Genomic DNA, 18,971 nt, shown 5'->3' with positions numbered 1-18,971 from the left:
GCGTCAGCGCGGCCGGAACAGCAGCGTGAACCCGGTGCCGGCCAGGACCAGGGCGGCCAGGAAGAAGGCGCCGTGCACGAAGTTGCCCGTCACGACGTCCCCGACGAGCTGCACCACCAGGTCCACGATCCCGAGCCCGCCGGCCACCGCGAGCACAAGACGCGCGCCCGGCAAGCCCCGGTGCGCCGCGAAGACGAGCAGGGCCCACAAACCGGCGCAGACGGCGAACAGGAGCACGGCGACCGGGAGGGGGATGCCGCCGGTGAGCTCCGCGCGGCTGCCGGTCAGGCGGCCGGCCAGCGTCCCGAGGAACCAGCACGCCGCCGCACCCCACCAGGCAAGGGCCATCCGCGCAGCGTAGGCGCGAAATGCCCGGTTCGGGCCCGGCCGTGACCCGAACCGTTATCGACCCGGTGTCACACGGGGGTGCTATAAAACGCTACCCCGGTGGGACCGGTTCCACGGCCGTAGGCGGCCGCCGCCGGTGCCGCTAGGGTTGATCGTCTGGATGTGCTGGCTCAAGAGCAGCCGAACGGGAGACGCCGGTGACCGCCGCGCTCGACTCATCGTGGGATCCCCGCACGCGCCTGCGGGTGCTGCTGATCGAGGACGACGACGGCGACGCCCTGCTGGTCGAAGAGATGCTGGCGGACACGGCCACGCCGTATTCGCTCGAACGCGTCGAAACGCTCGCCGCCGCGCTGAGCGGCCCGCTCACCGCCGACTGCGTCGTGCTCGACCTGCAGCTGCCCGACGCCATGGGCCTGTCCGGCCTGACCAAGCTCGGCCAGCACGCCCCCGGGGTCGCCGTGGTCGTCCTGACCGGGCAGCACGACCAGGCCACCGGCGTCGCCGCGGTCGCCGCCGGCGCGCAGGACTACCTGGTCAAGGACCAGGTCGACGGCCCGCTGCTGGTGAAGGCGCTGCGTTTCGCCCGCGAACGCAAGCGCGCCGAGCAGGTCGAGCAGCAGTTCCTCCAGCAGCAGCTGCTCGCGCGGGAGAACGCGCGGCTCGAACGCGGCCTGCTGCCCAGCCCGCTGCTGCGCGACGCCCACCTCGACCTGGCCGCCCGCTACCGGCCCGGCCGCAACGGTTCCCTGCTGGGCGGTGACTTCTACGACGCCATCGAACTCGCCGACGGCACGGTGCACATGATGATCGGCGACGTCTGCGGCCACGGCCCGGACGAGGCCGCGCTCGGCGTCGCGCTGCGGATCGCGTGGCGTTCGCTCGTGATGGCCGGCCTGCCGATGCCGGACGTGCTGAGCATGGTCGAGCGGGTCCTGGTGCACGAGCGGATCGAGCCGTTGTTCGCCACCGTCTGCATGGTCGTCGTCGCGCCGGACCGAAGATCCCTGCGCCTGTCGCTGGCCGGGCACCTGCCGCCGCTGCTGCTCACGCCGGAGGACGGGCACCTGCTCTCCGGCGAACGCCTCGGCGTCCCGCTCGGCGTGGTCGAGGGCGCCAAGTGGGAGGCCCTGGAGGTCCCGCTGGAGCCGGGGTGGTCGCTGCTGCTGTACACCGACGGCGTGTTCGAGGGCCGGGTCGGGGCCGGGTCCGAGCGGCTGGGCCACGAGCGGATGGCCGCCCTCGTGCTCGACATCCAGCACTCGACCGGGCTCCAGGGCCACGCCCTGCTCGACGAGCTGATCGCCCGCGCGGAACGGCTCAACTCCGGCCCGCTCGACGACGACGTCGCCCTCGCCCTGCTCAGCCACGACCCGGGAGACGCAGCCGATGAGCGGTGACGCACGAGGCTGGCCGATCCGCCGCCGCCTGGCCATCCTCGCCGCCGTCGAGGTGGTGCTGCTGGTCGCCGCCCTGGTCGCCGGCGGGATCGCGCTGCACAACCTCACCGGGGCCCGCACCCGCCTGCTCGACGTGATCGCGCCGCAGCGGCTGGCCGCCACCCAGCTGTCCACGGCGCTGCTGAACCAGGAAAGCGGCGTCCGCGGCTACCAGCTCGGCCGGCAGCCCGCCTTCCTGGTGCCCTACACCGACGGGATGCGGGCCCAGGCCGACGCGGTGACGCAGCTGCGGCAGCTCGGCGCGGCCCCGGGCACGCAGATCGGCGACGACCTGGCGGCCGTGCTGCGGGCGGCCGGCGCCTGGCAGGCCGCGGCCGCGCCCACCGTCGCCCCCGGCGCGCCCCCGGTGACCGCGGCCCAGGTCGAGCGCGGCCGGGCGCTGTTCGTCGACGTCCGCCAGGCCCTCGACGCGCAGCTCGACCACCTCGCCGCGATCCGCGACGCCGGCCGCACCGACCTGGACGCGGCGGCGAACTTCCTCAACGCGATGTTCGTGGTCATCGGCGTCCTGGTGCTGCTGCTGTTCGTCGGGTTGTTCGCCGGGCTGCGGCAGGTGATCACCCGGCCGATCCTGCGGCTGGCCGGCGAGGTCCGCCAGGTCGCCGACGCCGACATCCACCACCCGGTGCACGGCAGCGGGCCACGCGAGATCGCCCAGCTCGGCGCGGACGTCGAGGCGATGCGGCAGCGCATCCTCGACGAGGTCGCCGAGCTCGAACGCGCGCACGCGCTGCTGGACCGGCGGACGCGCGAGGCGGAGGAGTCCAACCGGATGCTGGATCGCCGCACCCGCGAGGCGGAGGAGTCCAACCGGTTGCTGGACCGGCGGACCCGCGAGCTCGAGCGGTCCAACGCCGACCTGGAGCAGTTCGCCTACGTCGCTTCGCACGACCTGCAGGAGCCGCTGCGGAAGGTGGCCAGCTTCTGCCAGCTGCTGCAGCGGCGCTACCAGGGCCTGCTCGACGAACGCGGCGAGCAGTACATCGAGTACGCCGTCGACGGCGCGAAGCGGATGCAGATCCTGATCAACGACCTGCTGGCGTTTTCCCGGGTCGGCCGGAAGCCGGGCGAGCACGTCGTGGCCGACGCGGGTGCGCTGGTCGACGACGCGCTGGCGAACCTGGAGGTGGCGCTGTCGCTCAGCGGCGGCAAGGTCACCCGCGGCGAGCTGCCCGAGGTGCGCGTCGAGCCGGCGCTGATGACGGCGGTGTTCCAGAACCTGATCGGCAACGCGCTGAAGTTCAAGGGCGAAACCCCGCCGGAGGTGCGGGTCACCGCGGAACGCGACGGCGACGACTGGGTGTTCTCGGTGTCGGACAACGGGATCGGCATCGACGCGGAGTACGCCGAGCGGGTGTTCGCGCTGTTCCAGCGGCTGCACACGCGCTCGGCGTACCCGGGCACCGGCATCGGCCTGGCCCTGTGCCGCCGGATCGTCGAGTACCACGGGGGCCGGATCTGGCTCGACACCGAAGCCGCGGACACCACCTTCCGCTTCACCCTGCCCGCCCGCGAGGACAAGGGGAACGCATGACACCGGCGCCGGCCCCGATCGACATCCTGCTCGTCGAAGACGACCCCGGGGACGTCCTGATGACCCGGGAAGCGTTCGCGCACCACAAGATCCGCAACCCGCTGCACGTCGCGGAGGACGGCGTCGAGGCGCTGCGGTTCCTGCACCGCGAAGGGCCGTTCCGGGATTCGCCGCGGCCGGGGCTGATCCTGCTCGACCTCAACCTGCCCCGCAAGGACGGCCGGGAGCTGCTCGGCGAGATCAAGCAGGACCCCGCGCTGCGCACCATCCCGGTGGTCGTGCTGACGACGTCGGAGGCGGAGGAGGACATCCTGTGCAGCTACGAGCTGCACGCCAACGCCTACGTGACCAAGCCGGTCGACTTCGAGAAGTTCGTCGAAGTGGTCCGGAAGATCGACGACTTCTGGGTCACCGTGGTCCAGCTCCCGCCCCGGTAGCCGTTTCGCGGTGAGTGGGGCACGATGGGTGGCCGTGACCCCTTCGACGCCGGAGCTGCCCGCCACCGATCTGGCGGTCACGCTGGACTGGCGGGGCCGGACCGCGGTGCTGGCCGTGGCGGGCGAGATCGACCTGGTCAGCGCGCCGGAGTTCGGGGAAGTCGTCGACGTGGTGCTGGCCCGCGAGCCGGAGAGGCTGGTGGTCGACCTGCGCGAGGTGACGTTCTTCTGCTCGGCGGGGCTGCAGGTGCTCGCGGCGGCCCACCGCAGGCTGCCCGAGCACGCACTGCGGGTCGTGAGCGACTCGGCGGTGACGTCGGGCCCGCTGCGGACCACCGGGCTCGACACGTGGATCGGCGTCCACCCGACGGTCGGCGAAGCACTCGAGTGAGGCGAACGCGGATGCAGGAACCGTTCCGGTGCCACGGTGTACCCGCGGTCCCGGCCGCCCTCCGCCGCCTGCGCCACGACCTGACGGAGTGGGTACTGGCGGCGGGCGTCGACGAGGACCGCGCCGGCGACATCGTCCTGGCCAGCTACGAAGCACTGGCGAACGTGGCCGACCACGCGTACGACGGTTCGGGCGACGGCCTCGTGGACGTCGACGCGGCGGTGTTCCCGGACCGGATCGAGGTGGTGATCACCGACCACGGCCAGTGGCGCGCCCCGGTCCCGGACACCCAGCCGGTTTCGTTGCGCGGCCGCGGGTTGCTGCTGCTGCGGGCGAGCGCGGACCGGGCGGACATTTCGTCGGGCGATTCCGGCACCGTGGTCACCCTGACCTGGGACCTGGACCCGGTCCCCGACGCACTCTGACCCCCGGGTCGTGAGTGGTAAGGCGAGTTGGAACTCGCCTTACCACTCACGGCAGCCGTGGCAACCACGCCTCTCAGGATCGCTGGCGAGCGCGTTTCCGGCGGCGCGTTCGCCACAGCCGGGTGCTCGCCGAGCCGAATTTCACGGCGAGGTCCAGGCAGGTGAGCACCTGCGCGGCGATCTCGAGCTGGTCACGAATTCCCATTCCCGTCACATCCTTTGTCCGAGTGGCGATGTATCCGGAGTACGGGCGAAGGGCATTGTTCGGGGCGTTCGCCGAACGTTCGCCGAACGCGGTGGGATTGCGGCCGGGTCCGGCGTTCGTTCGACGTTCGGCGGCGAACAGGCGAGGACGGGATTGGTGAAGGGCAACAGACTCGAACCGGTGGATCGGACCGCGCCGCCCGCGATGCAGGAACTCGCGCACGGACTACGCCAAGCCATGGTCGACGCCGACTACACGGTGCTCCGGGTACTGGCCGAACACGCGCAGCTGGCTAAGTCGACCGTTTCGAACGCCTTGAGCGGGAAGAGCGTGCCGACCTGGCGCACGACCAAATTCCTCCTGAAAACCTGCGATGTCGAGCCGGACGCCGAGTGGTACAAGATCTGGGAGGCGGCAAAGGATGCCGAACAGTCGCTGGACGGCTCGGCCGCCGATGAACCGGAGCAGGAGCACGACGCCGTCGTCGCACAGCCACCCGGCGTCTCGATCAGGCCGCCCACGGGCAATCTTCCCGCCCGGGTACGAGGCCGGGACGCGATACTCGCCCATCTGACCGGGCTCGTGGCCGAGCCGAAGCCGATGCTGCAGGTTCTGCACGGTCTCGGTGGCTGCGGCAAGACGACCATCGCCCTGGAGACGGCCCGGATGGCCCGGGAGGCCGACTGCCCGGTGTACTGGGTGTCGGCCGCCGAACGCGGTGGGCTCACAGCAGGCATGCGAGAGATCGCTAGGGAAGTGGGTGTCCCCGCCGACGAGCTGGAACAGCCGTGGACGGGCCGGGCCGCCGTGATGGACCTACTGTGGCGGCACCTCGATGCCGCCCGCTGGCCGTGGCTTTTGGTCGTCGACAACGCTGACGAGCCCGACATCCTGGCCGCGCCCGGGGCGAACCCCGGAGACGGGACGGGATGGGTCCGGCCGAGCCGGGCCGGGACCACGCTGCTGACGTCCCGGGTGGGCAGACCTGAGGTCTGGGGCAGCCAGGCCGAGCGGCACCAGATCGGCGTGCTGGCCGACGAAGACGCCGCCGACGTCCTCGTCGATCTCGCCGGCCACGCCGGTGACCGGGCGCAGGCACAGGCCCTCGCCGAACGGCTCGGCGGCCTGCCGCTGGCGCTGCGCTCGGCGGGGAGCTACCTCGGCCGCACCGCGCGCGGGGCGGGCCTGCTGCGCGGGCCGGCCCGGATCGCCACGTTCGCCGCCTACCGCCAGGCCCTCGGCGACCTCGGCACGGACCTGCTCGACGAGGGTCTGCCGCGGCCGACCGAAACCGACCGCCTCGAACGCCTGCACCGCGTGCTGATCAGCCGCACGTGGGAGATGAACCTCGATCTCCTCGACAGCCAAGGGATCACCGAGGCACGCCCGCTGATGCGGTTGATCTCCTGCTTCGCGCCGGCGCCGCTTCCCGCCGAGCTGCTGGTGCAGGACGAGCCGGGCGCGCCGTCGGTGGACGACCTCGAACGGGCGCTGGAGGCGCTCGTGGACCTCTTGCTGCTGGCGGTGCCGCGAAGCCAGGGGACGGACGCGGACGTCCTGACCACCAGCTGCGTCGTCGTCGGCCACCGGCTGGTCCTGGAAGCAACCCGCAGCCGGCTGCTCAAACTGCCACCGGCAGAGCAGCGGAGCACCTGGCAGGCGGCGGCGCGGCTGATCACCGCGGCGGCCGAGCCCGCGCCGGAGTCCCCAGCGAACTGGAACTGGTGGCGGCTCATCCTGCCGCACGTGGCCGCACTGGTGGCCGTCGTGCCCGATACGGACGAGGACCTGCTCGTGGAGGTGCTGCGGGCCGGGTTGCGCGGGTACGCGTACATGTCGTTTTCGGGCATCGCCTACGGCGCGACCGCCTACGGCGATCTCGTGCTGAACCGGGCCTTGGTGCTGCCGGAAAACCACCCGGTCCGGCTCGCGGCCCGCCACCGCGCCCTGCTCAGCGGGGCGGCTTCGAACGATCGGATGGTGCGGGAGTTCACGGACATCCTGGCGCGGCAGGTGGCGGTGCTCGGCCCGGACGACCCCGACACCCTCATCACGGACCACCAGCTGGCGGGAGTCCTTTCGGAGACCCAGGGCAAGTCGGTAGGCCTGCGGGAGATGGGGAGGGTGGCGGCACGGCGTTCGGAACTCTTCGGTCCGGCGGACCCCTACACACTCGTGTCGCAGAGCGAACTCGTCTCGATCCTTTTCGCGCTGGATCGCTGGGGCGAGGCCGAAGAGCTGCTGCGTGCGGTGGTGAACGATTGCCGGCGCCTGCTCGGCGAGTCGGATCATTACACGATCATGTGGACGACCAGGCTGGCCCGGGCCCTCATTCGGCGTGGTGCCCCCGACGCCGACCTCGAACAGGTGCTGCAGGGATACGATCGGCGGGCCACGCCGCCGGCCGCGCGGATCGAGGTCGCCGATGTGATGGGCTTGCTCGGACGGCTGCCGGAGGCGGAACGCGAGTACCGCGAGATCCTCGACCGGCTCCGAACGGCGGGGCTGGAGGGAACCGACCAATTTCGGACGACTCTGCGGTCGCTCGCCAGAAACCTGATCGACCAGGGCCGGGAAGCGGACGGCCTCGAGCTGCACGCCCGAGCCGTCGAGTCAGCCGGCGACCTCGGGGTCGCCTTGCGCTTCGACCACGCCGTGCTGCAGTGGGACACCAAGCGGGCGGACCAGGCCGAGCAGGGATTCCGTGCGCTACTGGCGGAAGCCGCCGTTGTGGCGGCCGGAGATCCCTGGTGGGAGCTCGAGATTCGCGAGAACCTCACCTCGATGTTCATGAGGCAGAACCGGAACGTCGCCGCAGAGCGGGAAGCGCGCCTGGTCGTGGAGCAAAGCGAGCAGGCGTTCGGGTCCGCGCACTGGCGCACCCGCACGGCACTCTGGAACCACGCCCGATGCCTGGAACGGGTAAGCCGTCCCAGAGCGGCTCTCGCCGTCTACCGAGCCTGCGTTCGCGCGGAATTGCAGGTGCTTCCTGCTGACGACCGCGACCTGCTCATCAGCCGGGTGAAGATCATCAGGCTGCAGGTCGGGCTGGCGGAAATCGGCGTTGAACAGGCGCTGGCCGAGTTCTCCGCCATAGCCTGGGGCGAAAAGAGCCAGCTGCGCGAAACCCAGCACCGGCAACTGGTGGTTGCCATCGCCCATGCTCACAAGCGCGCCGGGGATCCGGAGGCGGCGGTGCGCTGCCTCGTCGAGCTCGAGACTCAATACCGCGAACGGGGAACGACCGGAGCGGATTCGCTGCGCAAGTTGCTGTGGGACTTCGTACTGCTGCTGGAAGACCTGGACCGGCCGGCGGAAGCACTCGTCAAGTGCCGTGCCTACCAAGATCTCCTGTCGACCCTTCCGGAACGCAAGGCAAACAGCGAATTGCTCGCCGCCCGGCGTACTGTCGGACTCCAGCTGGAACTCGGGGAAATCTCCCATGAGGAGGGCATCCGGCAGTACGAAAGCCTGCTCGCGGGGTACATCGACGAGTTCGGGCCGTTCGGGAACGCCGTGCTGCAGCTCCGGCGGCGCATCGCGCAGCTGCGAGTCGACGTCGATCGCGCCGAGCGTGAACTGCGTGAGCTGGTCGAAATCTGCCGCGAGCGGTTTGCGCCCGAGGACACCGCGAGCAGGGCGGTGTCTTGGCACCTGACGGTCTTCCTGATGGACCACGAGCGGTTCGAGGAAGCGCTGGTCGTGCTCGAGGAGTGTCACGCCACCTGGCTGGCCGGCTTGGAAGACGCCAAGCACGTGGACATCTTGCGGGCAAGGCAGCGTCTCATCCTGTGCCGGTCGAGGCTGGGCCTCCTGGACGCCGGTGCCGCGGCTGCCGAGTACCAGGAACTCCTGGTCGACTTGGTCGCCGCCGGTGCCGAAGTCGCCAAGACCGCCGACAAGGTGCGGGAAGCGTTGCGGGAGCTGGACGAATAGCCCGCCGCCTGAGTGGTAGGGCGGGCCCGGCCTGCGCCGGACCCGCCCTACGAACTCAGCTGTGGACCACGGCTCCGGTCTTCGGGTCGAGGGTGACCTTCCGGGCCTTCGGCCACCAGAAGTCGAACATCCCGTTGAGCGACCCGGCCCGCGAGTCGAACGACGAGTCGCCGATGCGGCCGGCGAACCAGTTGTCCTCGATGAACTTCAGCACCGATGTCTGGTCCGTCACCGTGTGGTCGACGTGGTTCACCTTGCTGAACGGCGAGATCACCAGCAGCGGCAGGCGCGGTCCGTAGCCACAACGGTCCGCGTACGTGCCCAGCGTCGTCGGCTTGGCCGTGCAGATCGCCTGGTCCTGTGAAGCGTCGTGCGAGCCGTTGACGATCGGGGACTTCTGGTGGTCGTACCAGCCGTCCGAGTCGTCGTAGGCCAGGACGATCGCCGTCGAGCGCCAGTCGGGGGACTGCTGGATCTTGTTGATCTCGCTGACCACGAACTGCTGCTCGTCCAGCGGGTCCGAGTAACCCGCGTGGCCGTCCTGGTACTCCGGGGCCTTCAGGAAGCTGACCGCGGGCATCGAGCCGGCCTTCAGCGCGTCGTCGAAGTCCGAAATGTCGTACTGGTGGTTCGCGCGATCGGTCTGGCCGATCGCGTGCACCGACGACGGCGCCAGGTGCTTCGGGTTCGCCGTCGACGGGTAGTACTGGAACGGCTCGTGGTGCGGGCTGTAGTCGACGACCGCGTTGCCGCCCACGTTCGTGTGCTTCTGGCCGCAGACCGCGTACCCGCCGGCCTCGCCGGTCGGGCGGAAGCCGCCCTGGAACCAGCCCCACGTCACGTGGCGCTGGTTGAGCAGGTCACCGATGTTGCGGCCCTGCATGGTGGCCAGGTTGTCCTTGCTCGTGTGGTTCTTGTCCGAGCAGTCGTCCCACGCCGGGTCCGGGTCGTTGATGACCGTGCCGACGCCGCTGGAGTCCGGCGACTGCACGACGTAGGCGTCGCTGACCGGCTGGTGCGTCACCGGGTCGACCGCCTGGCCGCCGTGCGTCTGGCCCGAGATCAGGTTGAGCGCACCCGGCGTCGACGGGCCGAAGACCGTGTTGAACGAGTTGTCGCTCATCGCGTAGTGCTGGGCGTAGTTCCACATGCCGGTGACGGTGTTGCCGTCGTAGTAGTCCATCACCAGGCCGGGCTCGCCGAACAGGATCGGCTGGCCGGTGCACTTGTCCGTCTCGGTCTTCTCGACGAACTTGTCCATCTTGCCGCCGTCGAACGCGGCTTGCTCGGCGCCGTAGTTGTGGTTCTGGTCGCAGGTCATCGCCTGCTCGTGTGTCAGGCGCTTCGGGTTGTACGCGTTCGGGTTGGCGGTCAGCAGCTTGTGGTCCAGGCCGTTGACCTTCGGGGTGCCGTGCGCGGCGGTGAAGGGCGTGCCGTCGGTGTTGGCCGCGTCCGGGTAGGTGCCGAAGTAGTGGTCGAACGAGATGTTCTCGCCGAAGATCACCACGACGTGCTTGATCGGGGTCGCGGTGGGGATCCACTGCGCCGGGAAGGGGTGCAGTGGCTGGGCGTCCGCGGTGCTCGCCGCGGAGCCGGTGGCGACGGCCAGCACGGCCACCGAGGCGAGGGCCCCGGCGCCGAGCAGGCCACGCCGTCGCCGGCGGGTTCTGGTGTCCACTGTGGATTCCTTTCGTGGTGGGGTTCGCTCACGCGAGCAGGGAGCGCCCGAAGTGGTCGTCCGGGCCGGTGACGCCCGGCAGCGCGAAGAAGTAGCCGCCGCCGAACGGGGAGATGTAGTCGGTCAGGGGTTCGCCGGCCAGCCGCGTCTGGACCGCCTCGAACTGGCGCTCGAGGTCCTGCTGGTAGCACACGAAGAGCAGGCCCATGTCCAGGTTGCCGTTGCTGTCGACGCCGCGGTCGTAGTTGACCGCGCGGCGCAGGATCCGGCTGGCGTCGGTCTCCGGCGTGCGCGGGTTGGCCTTCCGGATGTGGCTGGTCAGCGGGATGACGGTGCCGATGGGATCGTCGGCGTAGCGCGGGACGTCGGTCTCCGCGGTGCCGTCGAGCGGCGCGCCGGTGTCCCGGCGGCGGCCGAACATGTTCTCCTGTTCGGCCAGCGAGACGCGGTCCCAGAACTCCACCAGCATCCGGATCAGCCGGATGACCTGGTAGCTCCCGCCGTCCGTCCACGCGGGTTCACCGGCCGTCCACACCAGACTGTCCAGTTCGGACTCGGACGGGTTCGAGGTGCCGTCTTTGAAGCCCATCAGGTTCCGCGGGGTCCCGTCGGGACGCGGCGGCGAGCTGAAGCCGTTGAGCTTCCAGCGCAGCTGCATGCCGCCGCGGGTGGCGCGGGCGATGTCCCGCAGGGCGTGCAGCACGGTGTCGGTGGAGTTCGCGGACAGGACGAGGCTGAGGTCGCCGTGGCACTGGGCGGGATCGAGGGCGTCGTCCGGGAACGTCGTCATCGGCTTCAGCTTGGCGGGCTTGAGTTTCGCGAGCCCGTACCGGTCGTCGAACAGGCTGGCCCCGACCCCGAGGATGATCCCGAGGTCCCCGCCGGGCACCACCGGCCCGAGGACACCGGAGTCGGCGGGCGGTGCGGTGATCCCGAGCGAGGCGGGCGCCCCACCGCCGGTGAGGAAGCGCGCCCGGTCGGTGATCGCGCGGAAGAGCTCGGTGAGTTCGGCCTTGGAGGCGGCGACGGAGTCGAAGGAGGCGACGATGGTCTGGGTGGGGGGTTTGCGCAGGATGGCGGCCTGGTGCCGGCCGTGGAAGGGAACGGGCGAGGTGCTGTCGGTGACGGCGGAAGAGGCACCGAGCCCGGCCCCGGCGGCCACGGTGAGGCCGGCGCCCATGGCGGCGCGACGGAGGAAGGAACGGCGGGGGAGGCCGGTCACGAGGTCCTCCTCGGCTGGGTGCGGTCGCGGTGGGCGGGGCGAGCGCCGGCCCGGTGCCCGCGAGGCGAGCGGATTCGGGGAGCCGGGCTTGAAGCGTGCGAGGCGGGGCGAGGTGGGACCGTCACGAGGTCCTCCTCGGCTCGGCGATCGCCGCGATCGGGGCCAGCAGTTCCGTCAGCTCGCTCACGTCCGCGTTCAGCTTCTGCCGCTCCGGGCGGCTCAGCTCGGCCGGCCGGACCCACGTCCCGTCCGGGCGGTGCGCGGCGTCCAAAGCGGACTGCGTGCGGTTCAGCCAGCTGTCCACCTTGGACAGAGCGGGGTACCTCGGGGCCAGCAGCGGCCGCAGCACTTCCAGCACCGCTCGGGTGCCGTCGAGGTTGGCGCGGGCCGTGGCCAGGTTCGTGCCGCTGCCGTAGTCGGTGCGGGCCGTCAGTTCGAACTGCAGCGTGTTCTCCATGATCTCGTGCGCGCGCAGGCCCAGGTCGTTGCCGTCGACCTGGCTGGTGCCGAAGGACGTCTGCAGCGCGCGGGCGCCGGTGTCGAGCTCGTCGGCGACCGCGGCGAGCGCGCCCAGGTCCTCGCCGTGCCAAAGGCCCTGCTCCAGGCGGTGGAAGCCGGTGAAACCCGGGTCGGCCGCGCCGCCGGGGAGGCCGTCGGCCGTTCCGTTGAGGGCGCCGTCGGAGTCGCCGAACGCGTCGTACGCCGCCCCGAGCCGCTCGTAGGTCAGGTGGGCCGTCAGCCAGGCCGCCTGGCTCGCCGCGCGGTCGCCGCCGTGGACCGTGTTCTTCAGCGCGCCGGTGTTCGCGACCAGCTCGGCCAGGCCCGTCGTGACGTGCTGCTGGTACGCCTTGAGCGGGCCGAGCAGGTCGTCGTGGGTCACCGGCGCGACACCGGGGCCGGTCCGGTCGGCGCCGCCGGTGACCTGCACGGCGGGGCCGACGATCGCCGCCGCGTCCTCGGGCAGGCAGCGGAACGCGTAGCTGCCGTTGCCCAGGTTGACCTGCAACGGCCGGGTCGTCGCCGGGCCGAGGCCCTCGACCTCGCCGTAGATCACCCCGGTCGCCGGGTCGATCAGGTCGACCTCGGCGGTCACCGAGCCGGTGTTGTGCAGGCGGAACGTCTGCGGCCCCGGCTTCGGGTCCGCCCAGCCGGTGCCGCACGCCGAGCGCGAGACCGCGATCTCGGGATCGCCGGCGGCCGCGCTGTCCGGCAGGAGCACCACGACGGCGCCCGCCCCGGCCGCGAGCAGCACCACCGCCCCCGCGATCCAGCAAGCACGTACTGACCCCGGCACGCGCACTCTCCCGTCACTCGATCGGACCATCATCGGTCACGGATTATGCGAGCCTATCGCCCGGAAAACCGCACCGGATCCGATCGAAAGAGGGAAGTTCACCCGGACTTCAGCCGGCCGAACACGAAAGAGGGAGAATTCAGACGTATCTGGTGTGCCAGATCTGTCTCGTTCGGGACGTTCGACCGGTTTGGCCAGGTCACGGCAGCGGGACGCCGGTCTCGAGCAGCGTCTTCAGGCTGGACAGCAGCGCGGGCCAGCCCTGGCTGCACATCTCCAGCGTCGTGCTGCCGTCGTCGAAACCGTCGTGCAGCACCGTCAGCTTCACCATTTCGCCCTGCGGTTCAAGGGTGAATGTCACTTTCGTCCGGCTTTCCCGCTGCAGTTTCGCCAGCGTTTCGGCGTCGATGCCGTTTCCGTTCGCCCACTCCGCCGTGAAAGTGTGCCAGGTGTACGACAGCCTGCGGTAGGGGTCCGATTCCAGGACGACCTGCCCGGGGTCTTCCGTTTTCGCGCCGTTCTCGGTCCAGGTCATCGGCGAGCCCGGTTGCCAGTCCGTTTCGAAGGAAACGCCCCAGTACTGGCGCGTGAACGCCGGGTCGGTAAGCGCTTGCCAGAGCTTTTCCGGCGTCGTGTTGATGTAGGTCGTGTAGGCGAATTCGTTCATCGGTGCGGACTCCAAAGCTCGTTTCAGGTCGGCCAGCGCGCCGGCCCGCCGCCGGTCGTACCGGGTCATCCAGCGCTCGGTGATCGCGTTGATCGGCGCGGCGTCGAGGTAGTGCAGCTTCTCCCGGCCGCGCCACGTCGTCGTGACCAGTCCGGCCGCTTCGAGCACGCCCAGGTGCTTGCTCACCGACTGGCGCGCCATGGCCAGCCCCGCGCACAGCTCGCGCAGGGTCTGGCCGTTGCGCTCGTTGAGCACGTCCAGCAGCCGGCGGCGGCTGGGATCGGCCAGCGCCTTGAACACCTCGTCCATCGCGCCTCTCCGCAGACATGCAGCCGTCCGGCTGCCTTTTTACGATAGGCAGCCGGACGGCTGCATGTCAACCGCGGGTCACCGGAAGCGGATCACCGTGACGCCGGCGAGAACGAAGAAGACGAGGACGACCAGCGTGCCGGTCTGGCCCCCGGACGACCGGGTGATCACCTGGTCGACGGCGCCGGTCAGCCGCACGCCGCACTCGGCGACGACGGTGTGCCGCCCGGCCTCGATCCGGGTGAACTCGACCGGCGCGGTGAAGGCGCCGGAGCCGTCGGTGAAGGCGGAGCCGACCTCGGCGCCGTCCGACATCAGCGTCACCATCCGGCCCGGCAGGCAGCCCTTCCCGGACGCCGAAAGCGTCTCGCCGGGCTTGATGCTCGGGCGGTCGAGCACCAGTTCGCCGGGCTTCGGCGTGGTGCTGGACGTCGTGGGGACGCCGGGCGTGACCGGGGTGGTCGTGGTCGGCGGCGCGCTCGTCGTGGTCGGCGGGGTGGTGGTGGCCGGCGTGGTCGGCGTCGTGGTGGTGCCCGGCCGGGTCGGCCGGGTGGTGACCGGCCGCGGCGGGGTGGTGGTGGTCACCGGCGGCGGGGGCGTGGTGGTGGGGGTGCCGGTGACCGTGAAGCGGCTGCCCGCGCTGAGCGGCCCGCCGGTCCGGGCGTTGGTGCAGGTGCCGGTGACGGGGTAGGTGCCGGGCTGGGCGCCGCCGGGCACGGTGGCCGCGACCGTGCCGCTGGTCTGCGTGAGGGTCGCGTTCGCCGACCACATCGGCGTGCCGTTCCAGGAAAAGGTGACCGGCCCCTTGCACGGGTAGAAATTCCAGGAAATGGTGAAGGAACTCCCGGCCGGACCACTCGACGGTTTCAAACCAACCGACGATGTGTATTGTGCGTCGGCCGTGCCCGCGGCCGCGAGCAGAAGCAACGTTCCGGCCACGGCGCCGAAAAACAGCCGAACCACGAATCGCATTGGGACGTCCCTCCCCGGTGTGTGCTCGCTGTAGCATTCCGGACCAGTCGGATAACGCAAGTAGGGGATGCCCAATGGGACGTGTCATCGCGGCGGGGGTTGCGTTGGGTTTGTGCGCGGTGCTGCTGGGCGCCCCACCCGCCTCGGCGGAGTCCGGTTCGCTCCAGCTGCAGGTGTCGATCGACGGGCGGCCGATCGAGGACGCCACGGTCCCGGTCGATCCGGCGAACCAGGTCGAGCTGCAGGTCGTGGCGACCAACACCGGCACCGCGCCGGTGAAGGTCCGCAGCGTCCGGCTCTCGGGCGTCGCGCTCGCTCTGACCTTCTTCGCCTACGACACGACCGCGCCCTTCGAGGTGCCGGCCCGCGGGTCGGTGTCGCGGACGTTCGTGCTCGACCTCGGTGACCTGAGCGGCCAGGCGACCGGGCTGCTGCCTTCGTCGGTCGAGCTGCTCGACGCCCAGCGCGCCACGCTCGGCGAAGCGGCGACGGTCGCCGACGTCCGGGGCTCCTTCTGGTCGGTGTACGGCGTCTTCGGCCTGGCGATGCTGGTGCTGACGGTGCTGGCCTGGCTGACCGCGCTGCTCGCGCTGGCCCGGCACCGGCTGGCGCCCAACCGCTGGCGGCGTGGCCTGCGGTTCCTGCCCGCCGGGTTCGGCACCGGCCTGGTCGCGGTGATCAGCCTGTCGGTGCTGCGGCTGGTCCCGCCCGAGCCGGCGGTCGAGATCCCGGTGGTGCTCGGCGCCGCGGCGATCGCGTTCCTGCTCGGCTACCTGACCCCGCACCCGGCGCCGCCGGCGGTCGCGGAGAGTGACACCACGGTCCGGCTGCCGCTGCCGTCCACGCAGGAATTCACCCGATGAGCGCACCGGCCGAGCTGGTCGCCGCCCTGCCGCAGTACGAGATCGGGGCGTCGATCGGCGAAGGCGGCATGGGGGTCGTGTTCGCCGGCGTGCACCGGACGCTGGGGCGCAGCGTCGCGATCAAGCAGCTGCCGTGGGACGTGCTCAACCACGCGGCGAGCAGCGAGCTCTTCGACCGCGAGGCGCGGGTGCTCGCCAGCCTGGACCACCCGCACATCGTCCCGGTGTACGACTACGTCCGCACCGGCCGCGAGCACCTGCTGGTGATGGAGCGCCTCGACGGCGGCACGGTGCACAGCCGCTTCCACGGCGGCGGCGTCAGCGGCGAGCAGGCGTGCGCGATCGGGCTGGCGATGCTGGCCGGGCTGCACGCGGCGCACCGGGCGGGGGTGCTGCACCTCGACGTCAAGCCGCGGAACCTGCTGTTCAGCACGCAGGGCGTGGTGAAGGTGGCCGACTTCGGCATCGCCAGGGTGATCAGCGAGGGCGCGACTCTGGTGACGCACGGTGGCGAGATCCTGGGCACGCCGGCGTACATCGCCCCGGAGCAGGCGATGGGCAACGCGCTGAGCCCGGCGGCGGACGTGTACGCGGCGGGCACGGTGCTGTACGAGCTGCTGTCGGGTCAGCTCCCGTTCGACAACACCCGCGGCGCGATCAGCATGATGCGCCAGCACATGTTCACCGACCCCCGCCCGATCGCGGGCGTGCCGGCGCCGATCGCCGGGGTGGTGATGCGCAGCCTGGCCCGCGAGCTGGACGCGCGCTACCGGGAGGCGGAGTCGTTCGCGGCGGACCTGGCCGCGGCGGCGACGGCGGCGTACGGGCCGGGGTGGCTGGAGCGGTCGGGGGTGCCGGTGCTGCACCTGACGCCGAGGGTGATCGCGGGGTTGAATTCGGCGACGGCGCCCGCGCCGCCTGGGGAGGCCCGGACGCGACCGGTGGCCCGGCCGGGAGCCACGCTGGTGGGATCTCCCGCGGAGGTGGCGGATCCGGGATGGGCCGCGGCCGGCGCGGGCCCGGGTGCGGCTGGTTCCGGCTCGGCGGGCGCCGGGTTGCCCGGTGGCGATGCCGGCGCGGGGCTGGGTGTGGATGCGGCCGGCGCCGGGCGGCCGGGTGGACCGGGCGGTTCCGGGTGGCCCGGCGGTAGCGGGCCGGGCGGCGCGGTGGCTGGTTCCGGGTGGCCCGTCGGCGATGCCGAGTCCGCGGCGTCCCAAGCCGTCGTCGTGTGGCTGCGGCTGGCGGCCGCGGCGGCCGCGATCGTTCTCATCGTGCTCGCGCTGCTGAACCCCGCCCGGCTGCCGCACGATGCGCCCGCTTCGCTGAACCTCGGCGGGGCCTCCGTGGCCACCCCCGTCGAGGTCGATCTCAGCAAGCCGCTCGTCCTCACCGGGCCCGGCAATCCCGGGCGCGTTGCCCTCGACCTCTCCGCCGCCGGGATTCCGCTCGGGTCCGCGGCCGCCGAGGCCAAGCCCGGCGGCAACGGCTTCACCGCCGAACTCACCCTGCCGGGGATCGCGCGGTGGATCGTCGGGGGCGCCGTCACCGCTGAGGTACGAACCGGCTCGGCCACGCAGACGTTCACCCTGGTCACCAGCCAGCATCCGCTCGCCAGCGCGATGGGCGCGGGCAGCCTCATCCTCGCGTTGTTCGCCCTCGCCTACCTCGAGTCGGGGCTGCGGACGATCCGCAACGGCCACCGCTGGCGGGGCGCGGCCGTCGGCGGCCCCGTGCTGGGCGTGCTCTTCGGTGCCGCCGTGTGGCTGTGCGTTTCCGTGCTGCGCGTGCACGAACCGTCGCCCGGGTTCGGGGCCGGGTGCGCCGTGGCGGGCGCCGTCGCGGCCGGGCTGGTCGTCGCGGCCGCGCGGCGGCGGGCGTCCACAGTGGTCAGTCGACCATCCGGACGGTGACGTGCGGGCTGTAGCTCTTGCGCCGGTTCCACCCGTGTTCGGCGCACAGGCTCAGCTGGATCGCGCGGTCGGCGGGCGCCCAGTAGCCGGTGCGGACGAAGTAGCCCTCCATCGTGTTCAGCGCGCCGAGGCTCTTGCGGGCCGAGCACATTTCCCAGCCCCACTGCCGCCCGCTCTTCTCGACGCCGTTGCGGCGCACGGAAAGCCGCGGGTTGCCGACCGCGCGGATGTCCGCGTCGCCCTCGGTGACGTAGACGACCCCGTCGATCTTGTAGAACCGGTTGTTGTCCAGCAGGGCCACCTGTCCCGAGAGGGTGACGCCGACCCGCGCGCCTTCGCCGTCCGTGAGCGTCCATTCGAGGCAGAATTCCTGGACCGGGAGTTCCAGCGACTGGGTCATGACGAGTTTCCCCTGTTCTAGCCGAGAGTCACCTTCCGAAGATAAGGATTTCCCGGGCGTGGGGAAGGGGTCGCGCCGATCTTCACCCGATGCGGTTCCGGTATCGGATGCCTTGGTGTGCAGGGGTTTCCCGGATCTCGGGGGAGGTGGGGCACGGGGTGTGACGATGCTGGGCCCGGGTGGGTGGTGTTCGGCTCACGGGTGGCTGGCCGTCACTTTGCGTGATCTTAGGGTAAAGGAACCATTACCTTTGGCGGGACGTTGGGCCGGTATGAGTGAGCCCCTTGTAGTCGAGCTTGGGCCGCGGGATCTGCTTGTGGTGGCGGGGCTGCCGGGGGCCGGTAAGACGACCATGTTGCGCCGGGCTGCTGGTGGGGTGGTGGTGCTGGATTCCGAGCAGGTTCGAGAGCGGCTGGGGGTGGTTCCGTTGCCGTATCGGTTTTATCGGCCTTTGGTGCATGCGTGGCATCGGTTGCGGATCGTTGGTCGTGCGATGGGTTGCGAGGGGCCGGTTGTGGTTCATGAGCCGGCTACGCGGGCTTCGACTCGGGTTCTGCTTGCCTTGGTTGGGGTGGTCAGTGGGCGGGCGGTGCGGTTGTTGTTTCTTGATGTGCCGGCTGAGGTGGCGTTGGCTGGGCAGGTGAGCCGGGGGCGGGTGGTTCGGGCTCGGGCTTTTGCCCGGCATGTTCGGCGGGTGGGGAAGTGGCGGGGGGATTTGCTGGCTGGGCGGGTTCCGGTGGGGTGGTGCAGTGTGGTGGTTGTTGATCGGGGTGGGGCTGGGCGGGTGCGGTTTGTGGGGTGTTGAGCTGGCGGGGGTTGCTGCTTGGGAGGTTTTTGGGGGCGGTGAACTTGTGTTGTTCTGGTTCTGTTCTTCCGCCGACCCGAACGCTCGATTGTTCAACGGCCGTCACGCCGCGTCA

Annotated in this window: 17 protein-coding genes; 9 read left to right on the top strand and 8 right to left on the bottom strand. The window is 71.0% G+C overall.

The window, feature by feature from the left end; translation table 11 throughout:
• Positions 1-3: 3 nt before the first annotated feature.
• Positions 4-348 (bottom strand): hypothetical protein, encoded by a 345-nt coding sequence (locus AB0J55_RS27830; RefSeq protein WP_364254490.1) that lies wholly within the window; start codon positions 346-348, stop codon positions 4-6.
• Positions 349-545: 197 nt separating this feature from the next.
• Here AB0J55_RS27830 and AB0J55_RS27825 point away from each other — a divergent pair, with 197 nt between their 5' ends.
• Genes AB0J55_RS27825 through AB0J55_RS27805 form a run of 5 tightly spaced genes read left to right on the top strand, consistent with a single transcriptional unit; the run spans position 546 to position 4,595 of the window.
• A complete protein-coding gene (locus AB0J55_RS27825) occupies positions 546-1,748 on the top strand; it encodes a SpoIIE family protein phosphatase (protein ID WP_364254487.1) in 1,203 nt (400 codons plus the stop codon).
• Complete coding sequence (locus AB0J55_RS27820; protein WP_364254484.1) at positions 1,738-3,342, top strand: ATP-binding protein; 1,605 nt, start codon at positions 1,738-1,740, stop codon at positions 3,340-3,342. Before AB0J55_RS27825 ends, AB0J55_RS27820 begins: the two co-directional genes overlap by 11 nt.
• Positions 3,339-3,779, top strand: coding sequence for a response regulator (locus AB0J55_RS27815; protein WP_364254481.1), 441 nt, complete (start codon positions 3,339-3,341; stop codon positions 3,777-3,779). Before AB0J55_RS27820 ends, AB0J55_RS27815 begins: the two co-directional genes overlap by 4 nt.
• Positions 3,780-3,813: 34 nt before the next feature.
• On the top strand, positions 3,814-4,170 hold the full coding sequence (locus AB0J55_RS27810) for an STAS domain-containing protein (RefSeq protein WP_364254478.1): 357 nt from the start codon (positions 3,814-3,816) through the stop codon (positions 4,168-4,170).
• Between the two features lie 11 nt (positions 4,171-4,181).
• Positions 4,182-4,595: an ATP-binding protein gene (locus AB0J55_RS27805; RefSeq protein ID WP_364254475.1), complete on the top strand. Its 414-nt coding sequence runs from the start codon at positions 4,182-4,184 to the stop codon at positions 4,593-4,595.
• A 73-nt stretch (positions 4,596-4,668) separates the two neighbouring features.
• Here the strand turns inward: AB0J55_RS27805 and AB0J55_RS27800 are convergent, their stop codons facing one another.
• On the bottom strand, positions 4,669-5,022 hold the full coding sequence (locus AB0J55_RS27800; protein ID WP_364254472.1) for a hypothetical protein: 354 nt from the start codon (positions 5,020-5,022) through the stop codon (positions 4,669-4,671).
• Between the two features lie 15 nt (positions 5,023-5,037).
• On the opposite strand from AB0J55_RS27800, the gene AB0J55_RS27795 reads away from it, so the two are divergent.
• The gene (locus AB0J55_RS27795; protein WP_364254470.1) at positions 5,038-8,736 is read left to right on the top strand and encodes an AAA family ATPase; all 3,699 of its coding nucleotides are present in this window, start codon (positions 5,038-5,040) and stop codon (positions 8,734-8,736) included.
• 55 nt (positions 8,737-8,791) lie between these two features.
• Here the strand turns inward: AB0J55_RS27795 and AB0J55_RS27790 are convergent, their stop codons facing one another.
• The 5 genes from AB0J55_RS27790 to AB0J55_RS27770 all read right to left on the bottom strand — a co-directional run bounded on the left by AB0J55_RS27790 (position 8,792) and on the right by AB0J55_RS27770 (position 14,677).
• Positions 8,792-10,414 carry an alkaline phosphatase family protein gene (locus AB0J55_RS27790; protein ID WP_364254467.1) on the bottom strand — a complete coding sequence of 541 codons (1,623 nt, stop codon included), beginning with the start codon at positions 10,412-10,414 and terminating at the stop codon, positions 8,792-8,794.
• A gap of 28 nt (positions 10,415-10,442) precedes the next feature.
• Entirely contained in the window at positions 10,443-11,636 is a 1,194-nt protein-coding gene (locus tag AB0J55_RS27785; protein ID WP_364254464.1) for a Dyp-type peroxidase, read from the bottom strand.
• A 121-nt stretch (positions 11,637-11,757) separates the two neighbouring features.
• Positions 11,758-12,960, bottom strand: a complete 1,203-nt coding sequence (locus tag AB0J55_RS27780) for an EfeM/EfeO family lipoprotein (protein WP_364254800.1) — start codon at positions 12,958-12,960, stop codon at positions 11,758-11,760.
• Positions 12,961-13,129: 169 nt separating this feature from the next.
• Positions 13,130-13,906: a metalloregulator ArsR/SmtB family transcription factor gene (locus tag AB0J55_RS27775; protein WP_364254461.1), complete on the bottom strand. Its 777-nt coding sequence runs from the start codon at positions 13,904-13,906 to the stop codon at positions 13,130-13,132.
• Between the two features lie 78 nt (positions 13,907-13,984).
• Positions 13,985-14,677 carry a hypothetical protein gene (locus AB0J55_RS27770; protein ID WP_364254458.1) on the bottom strand — a complete coding sequence of 231 codons (693 nt, stop codon included), beginning with the start codon at positions 14,675-14,677 and terminating at the stop codon, positions 13,985-13,987.
• Positions 14,678-14,952: 275 nt separating this feature from the next.
• Here AB0J55_RS27770 and AB0J55_RS27765 point away from each other — a divergent pair, with 275 nt between their 5' ends.
• Both AB0J55_RS27765 and AB0J55_RS27760 read left to right on the top strand, forming a co-directional pair.
• Positions 14,953-15,741: a hypothetical protein gene (locus AB0J55_RS27765; protein ID WP_364254455.1), complete on the top strand. Its 789-nt coding sequence runs from the start codon at positions 14,953-14,955 to the stop codon at positions 15,739-15,741.
• Positions 15,738-17,651, top strand: a complete 1,914-nt coding sequence (locus AB0J55_RS27760; RefSeq protein WP_364254452.1) for a serine/threonine-protein kinase — start codon at positions 15,738-15,740, stop codon at positions 17,649-17,651. Before AB0J55_RS27765 ends, AB0J55_RS27760 begins: the two co-directional genes overlap by 4 nt.
• Here AB0J55_RS27760 and AB0J55_RS27755 read toward each other — a convergent pair.
• Positions 17,629-18,051 (bottom strand): hypothetical protein, encoded by a 423-nt coding sequence (locus AB0J55_RS27755; RefSeq protein ID WP_364254449.1) that lies wholly within the window; start codon positions 18,049-18,051, stop codon positions 17,629-17,631. The genes AB0J55_RS27760 and AB0J55_RS27755 overlap by 23 nt on opposite strands.
• Between AB0J55_RS27755 and AB0J55_RS27750 the strand changes: the two genes are divergently transcribed.
• Positions 18,050-18,856 carry an AAA family ATPase gene (locus tag AB0J55_RS27750; RefSeq protein ID WP_364254446.1) on the top strand — a complete coding sequence of 269 codons (807 nt, stop codon included), beginning with the start codon at positions 18,050-18,052 and terminating at the stop codon, positions 18,854-18,856. The two genes, AB0J55_RS27755 and AB0J55_RS27750, sit on opposite strands and share 2 nt — an antisense overlap.
• The last annotated feature ends 115 nt before the right edge of the window (positions 18,857-18,971 follow it).

Origin of the sequence: Amycolatopsis sp. NPDC049688 (genome assembly GCF_040674975.1) — a bacterium.
Taxonomy (GTDB): Bacteria; Actinomycetota; Actinomycetes; order Mycobacteriales; family Pseudonocardiaceae; genus Amycolatopsis.
This window is presented reverse-complemented; position numbering and strand designations above follow the sequence as displayed.

Bases quoted from the DNA above. Each gene is read 5' to 3' on its own strand.
- AB0J55_RS27830 (WP_364254490.1), bottom strand. From the start codon at position 348: ATGGCCCTTGCCTGGTGGGGTGCGGCGGCGTGCTGGTTCCTCGGGACG.
- AB0J55_RS27820 (WP_364254484.1), top strand. From the start codon at position 1,738: ATGAGCGGTGACGCACGAGGCTGGCCGATCCGCCGCCGCCTGGCCATC.
- AB0J55_RS27815 (WP_364254481.1), top strand. From the start codon at position 3,339: ATGACACCGGCGCCGGCCCCGATCGACATCCTGCTCGTCGAAGACGAC.
- AB0J55_RS27805 (WP_364254475.1), top strand. From the start codon at position 4,182: ATGCAGGAACCGTTCCGGTGCCACGGTGTACCCGCGGTCCCGGCCGCC.
- AB0J55_RS27795 (WP_364254470.1), top strand. From the start codon at position 5,038: ATGGTCGACGCCGACTACACGGTGCTCCGGGTACTGGCCGAACACGCG.
- AB0J55_RS27780 (WP_364254800.1), bottom strand. From the start codon at position 12,960: ATGGTCCGATCGAGTGACGGGAGAGTGCGCGTGCCGGGGTCAGTACGT.
- AB0J55_RS27775 (WP_364254461.1), bottom strand. From the start codon at position 13,906: ATGGACGAGGTGTTCAAGGCGCTGGCCGATCCCAGCCGCCGCCGGCTG.
- AB0J55_RS27770 (WP_364254458.1), bottom strand. From the start codon at position 14,677: ATGTGGTCGGCGAACGCGACCCTCACGCAGACCAGCGGCACGGTCGCG.
- AB0J55_RS27765 (WP_364254455.1), top strand. From the start codon at position 14,953: ATGGGACGTGTCATCGCGGCGGGGGTTGCGTTGGGTTTGTGCGCGGTG.
- AB0J55_RS27760 (WP_364254452.1), top strand. From the start codon at position 15,738: ATGAGCGCACCGGCCGAGCTGGTCGCCGCCCTGCCGCAGTACGAGATC.
- AB0J55_RS27750 (WP_364254446.1), top strand. From the start codon at position 18,050: ATGACGAGTTTCCCCTGTTCTAGCCGAGAGTCACCTTCCGAAGATAAG.
- AB0J55_RS27755 (WP_364254449.1), bottom strand. From the start codon at position 18,051: ATGACCCAGTCGCTGGAACTCCCGGTCCAGGAATTCTGCCTCGAATGG.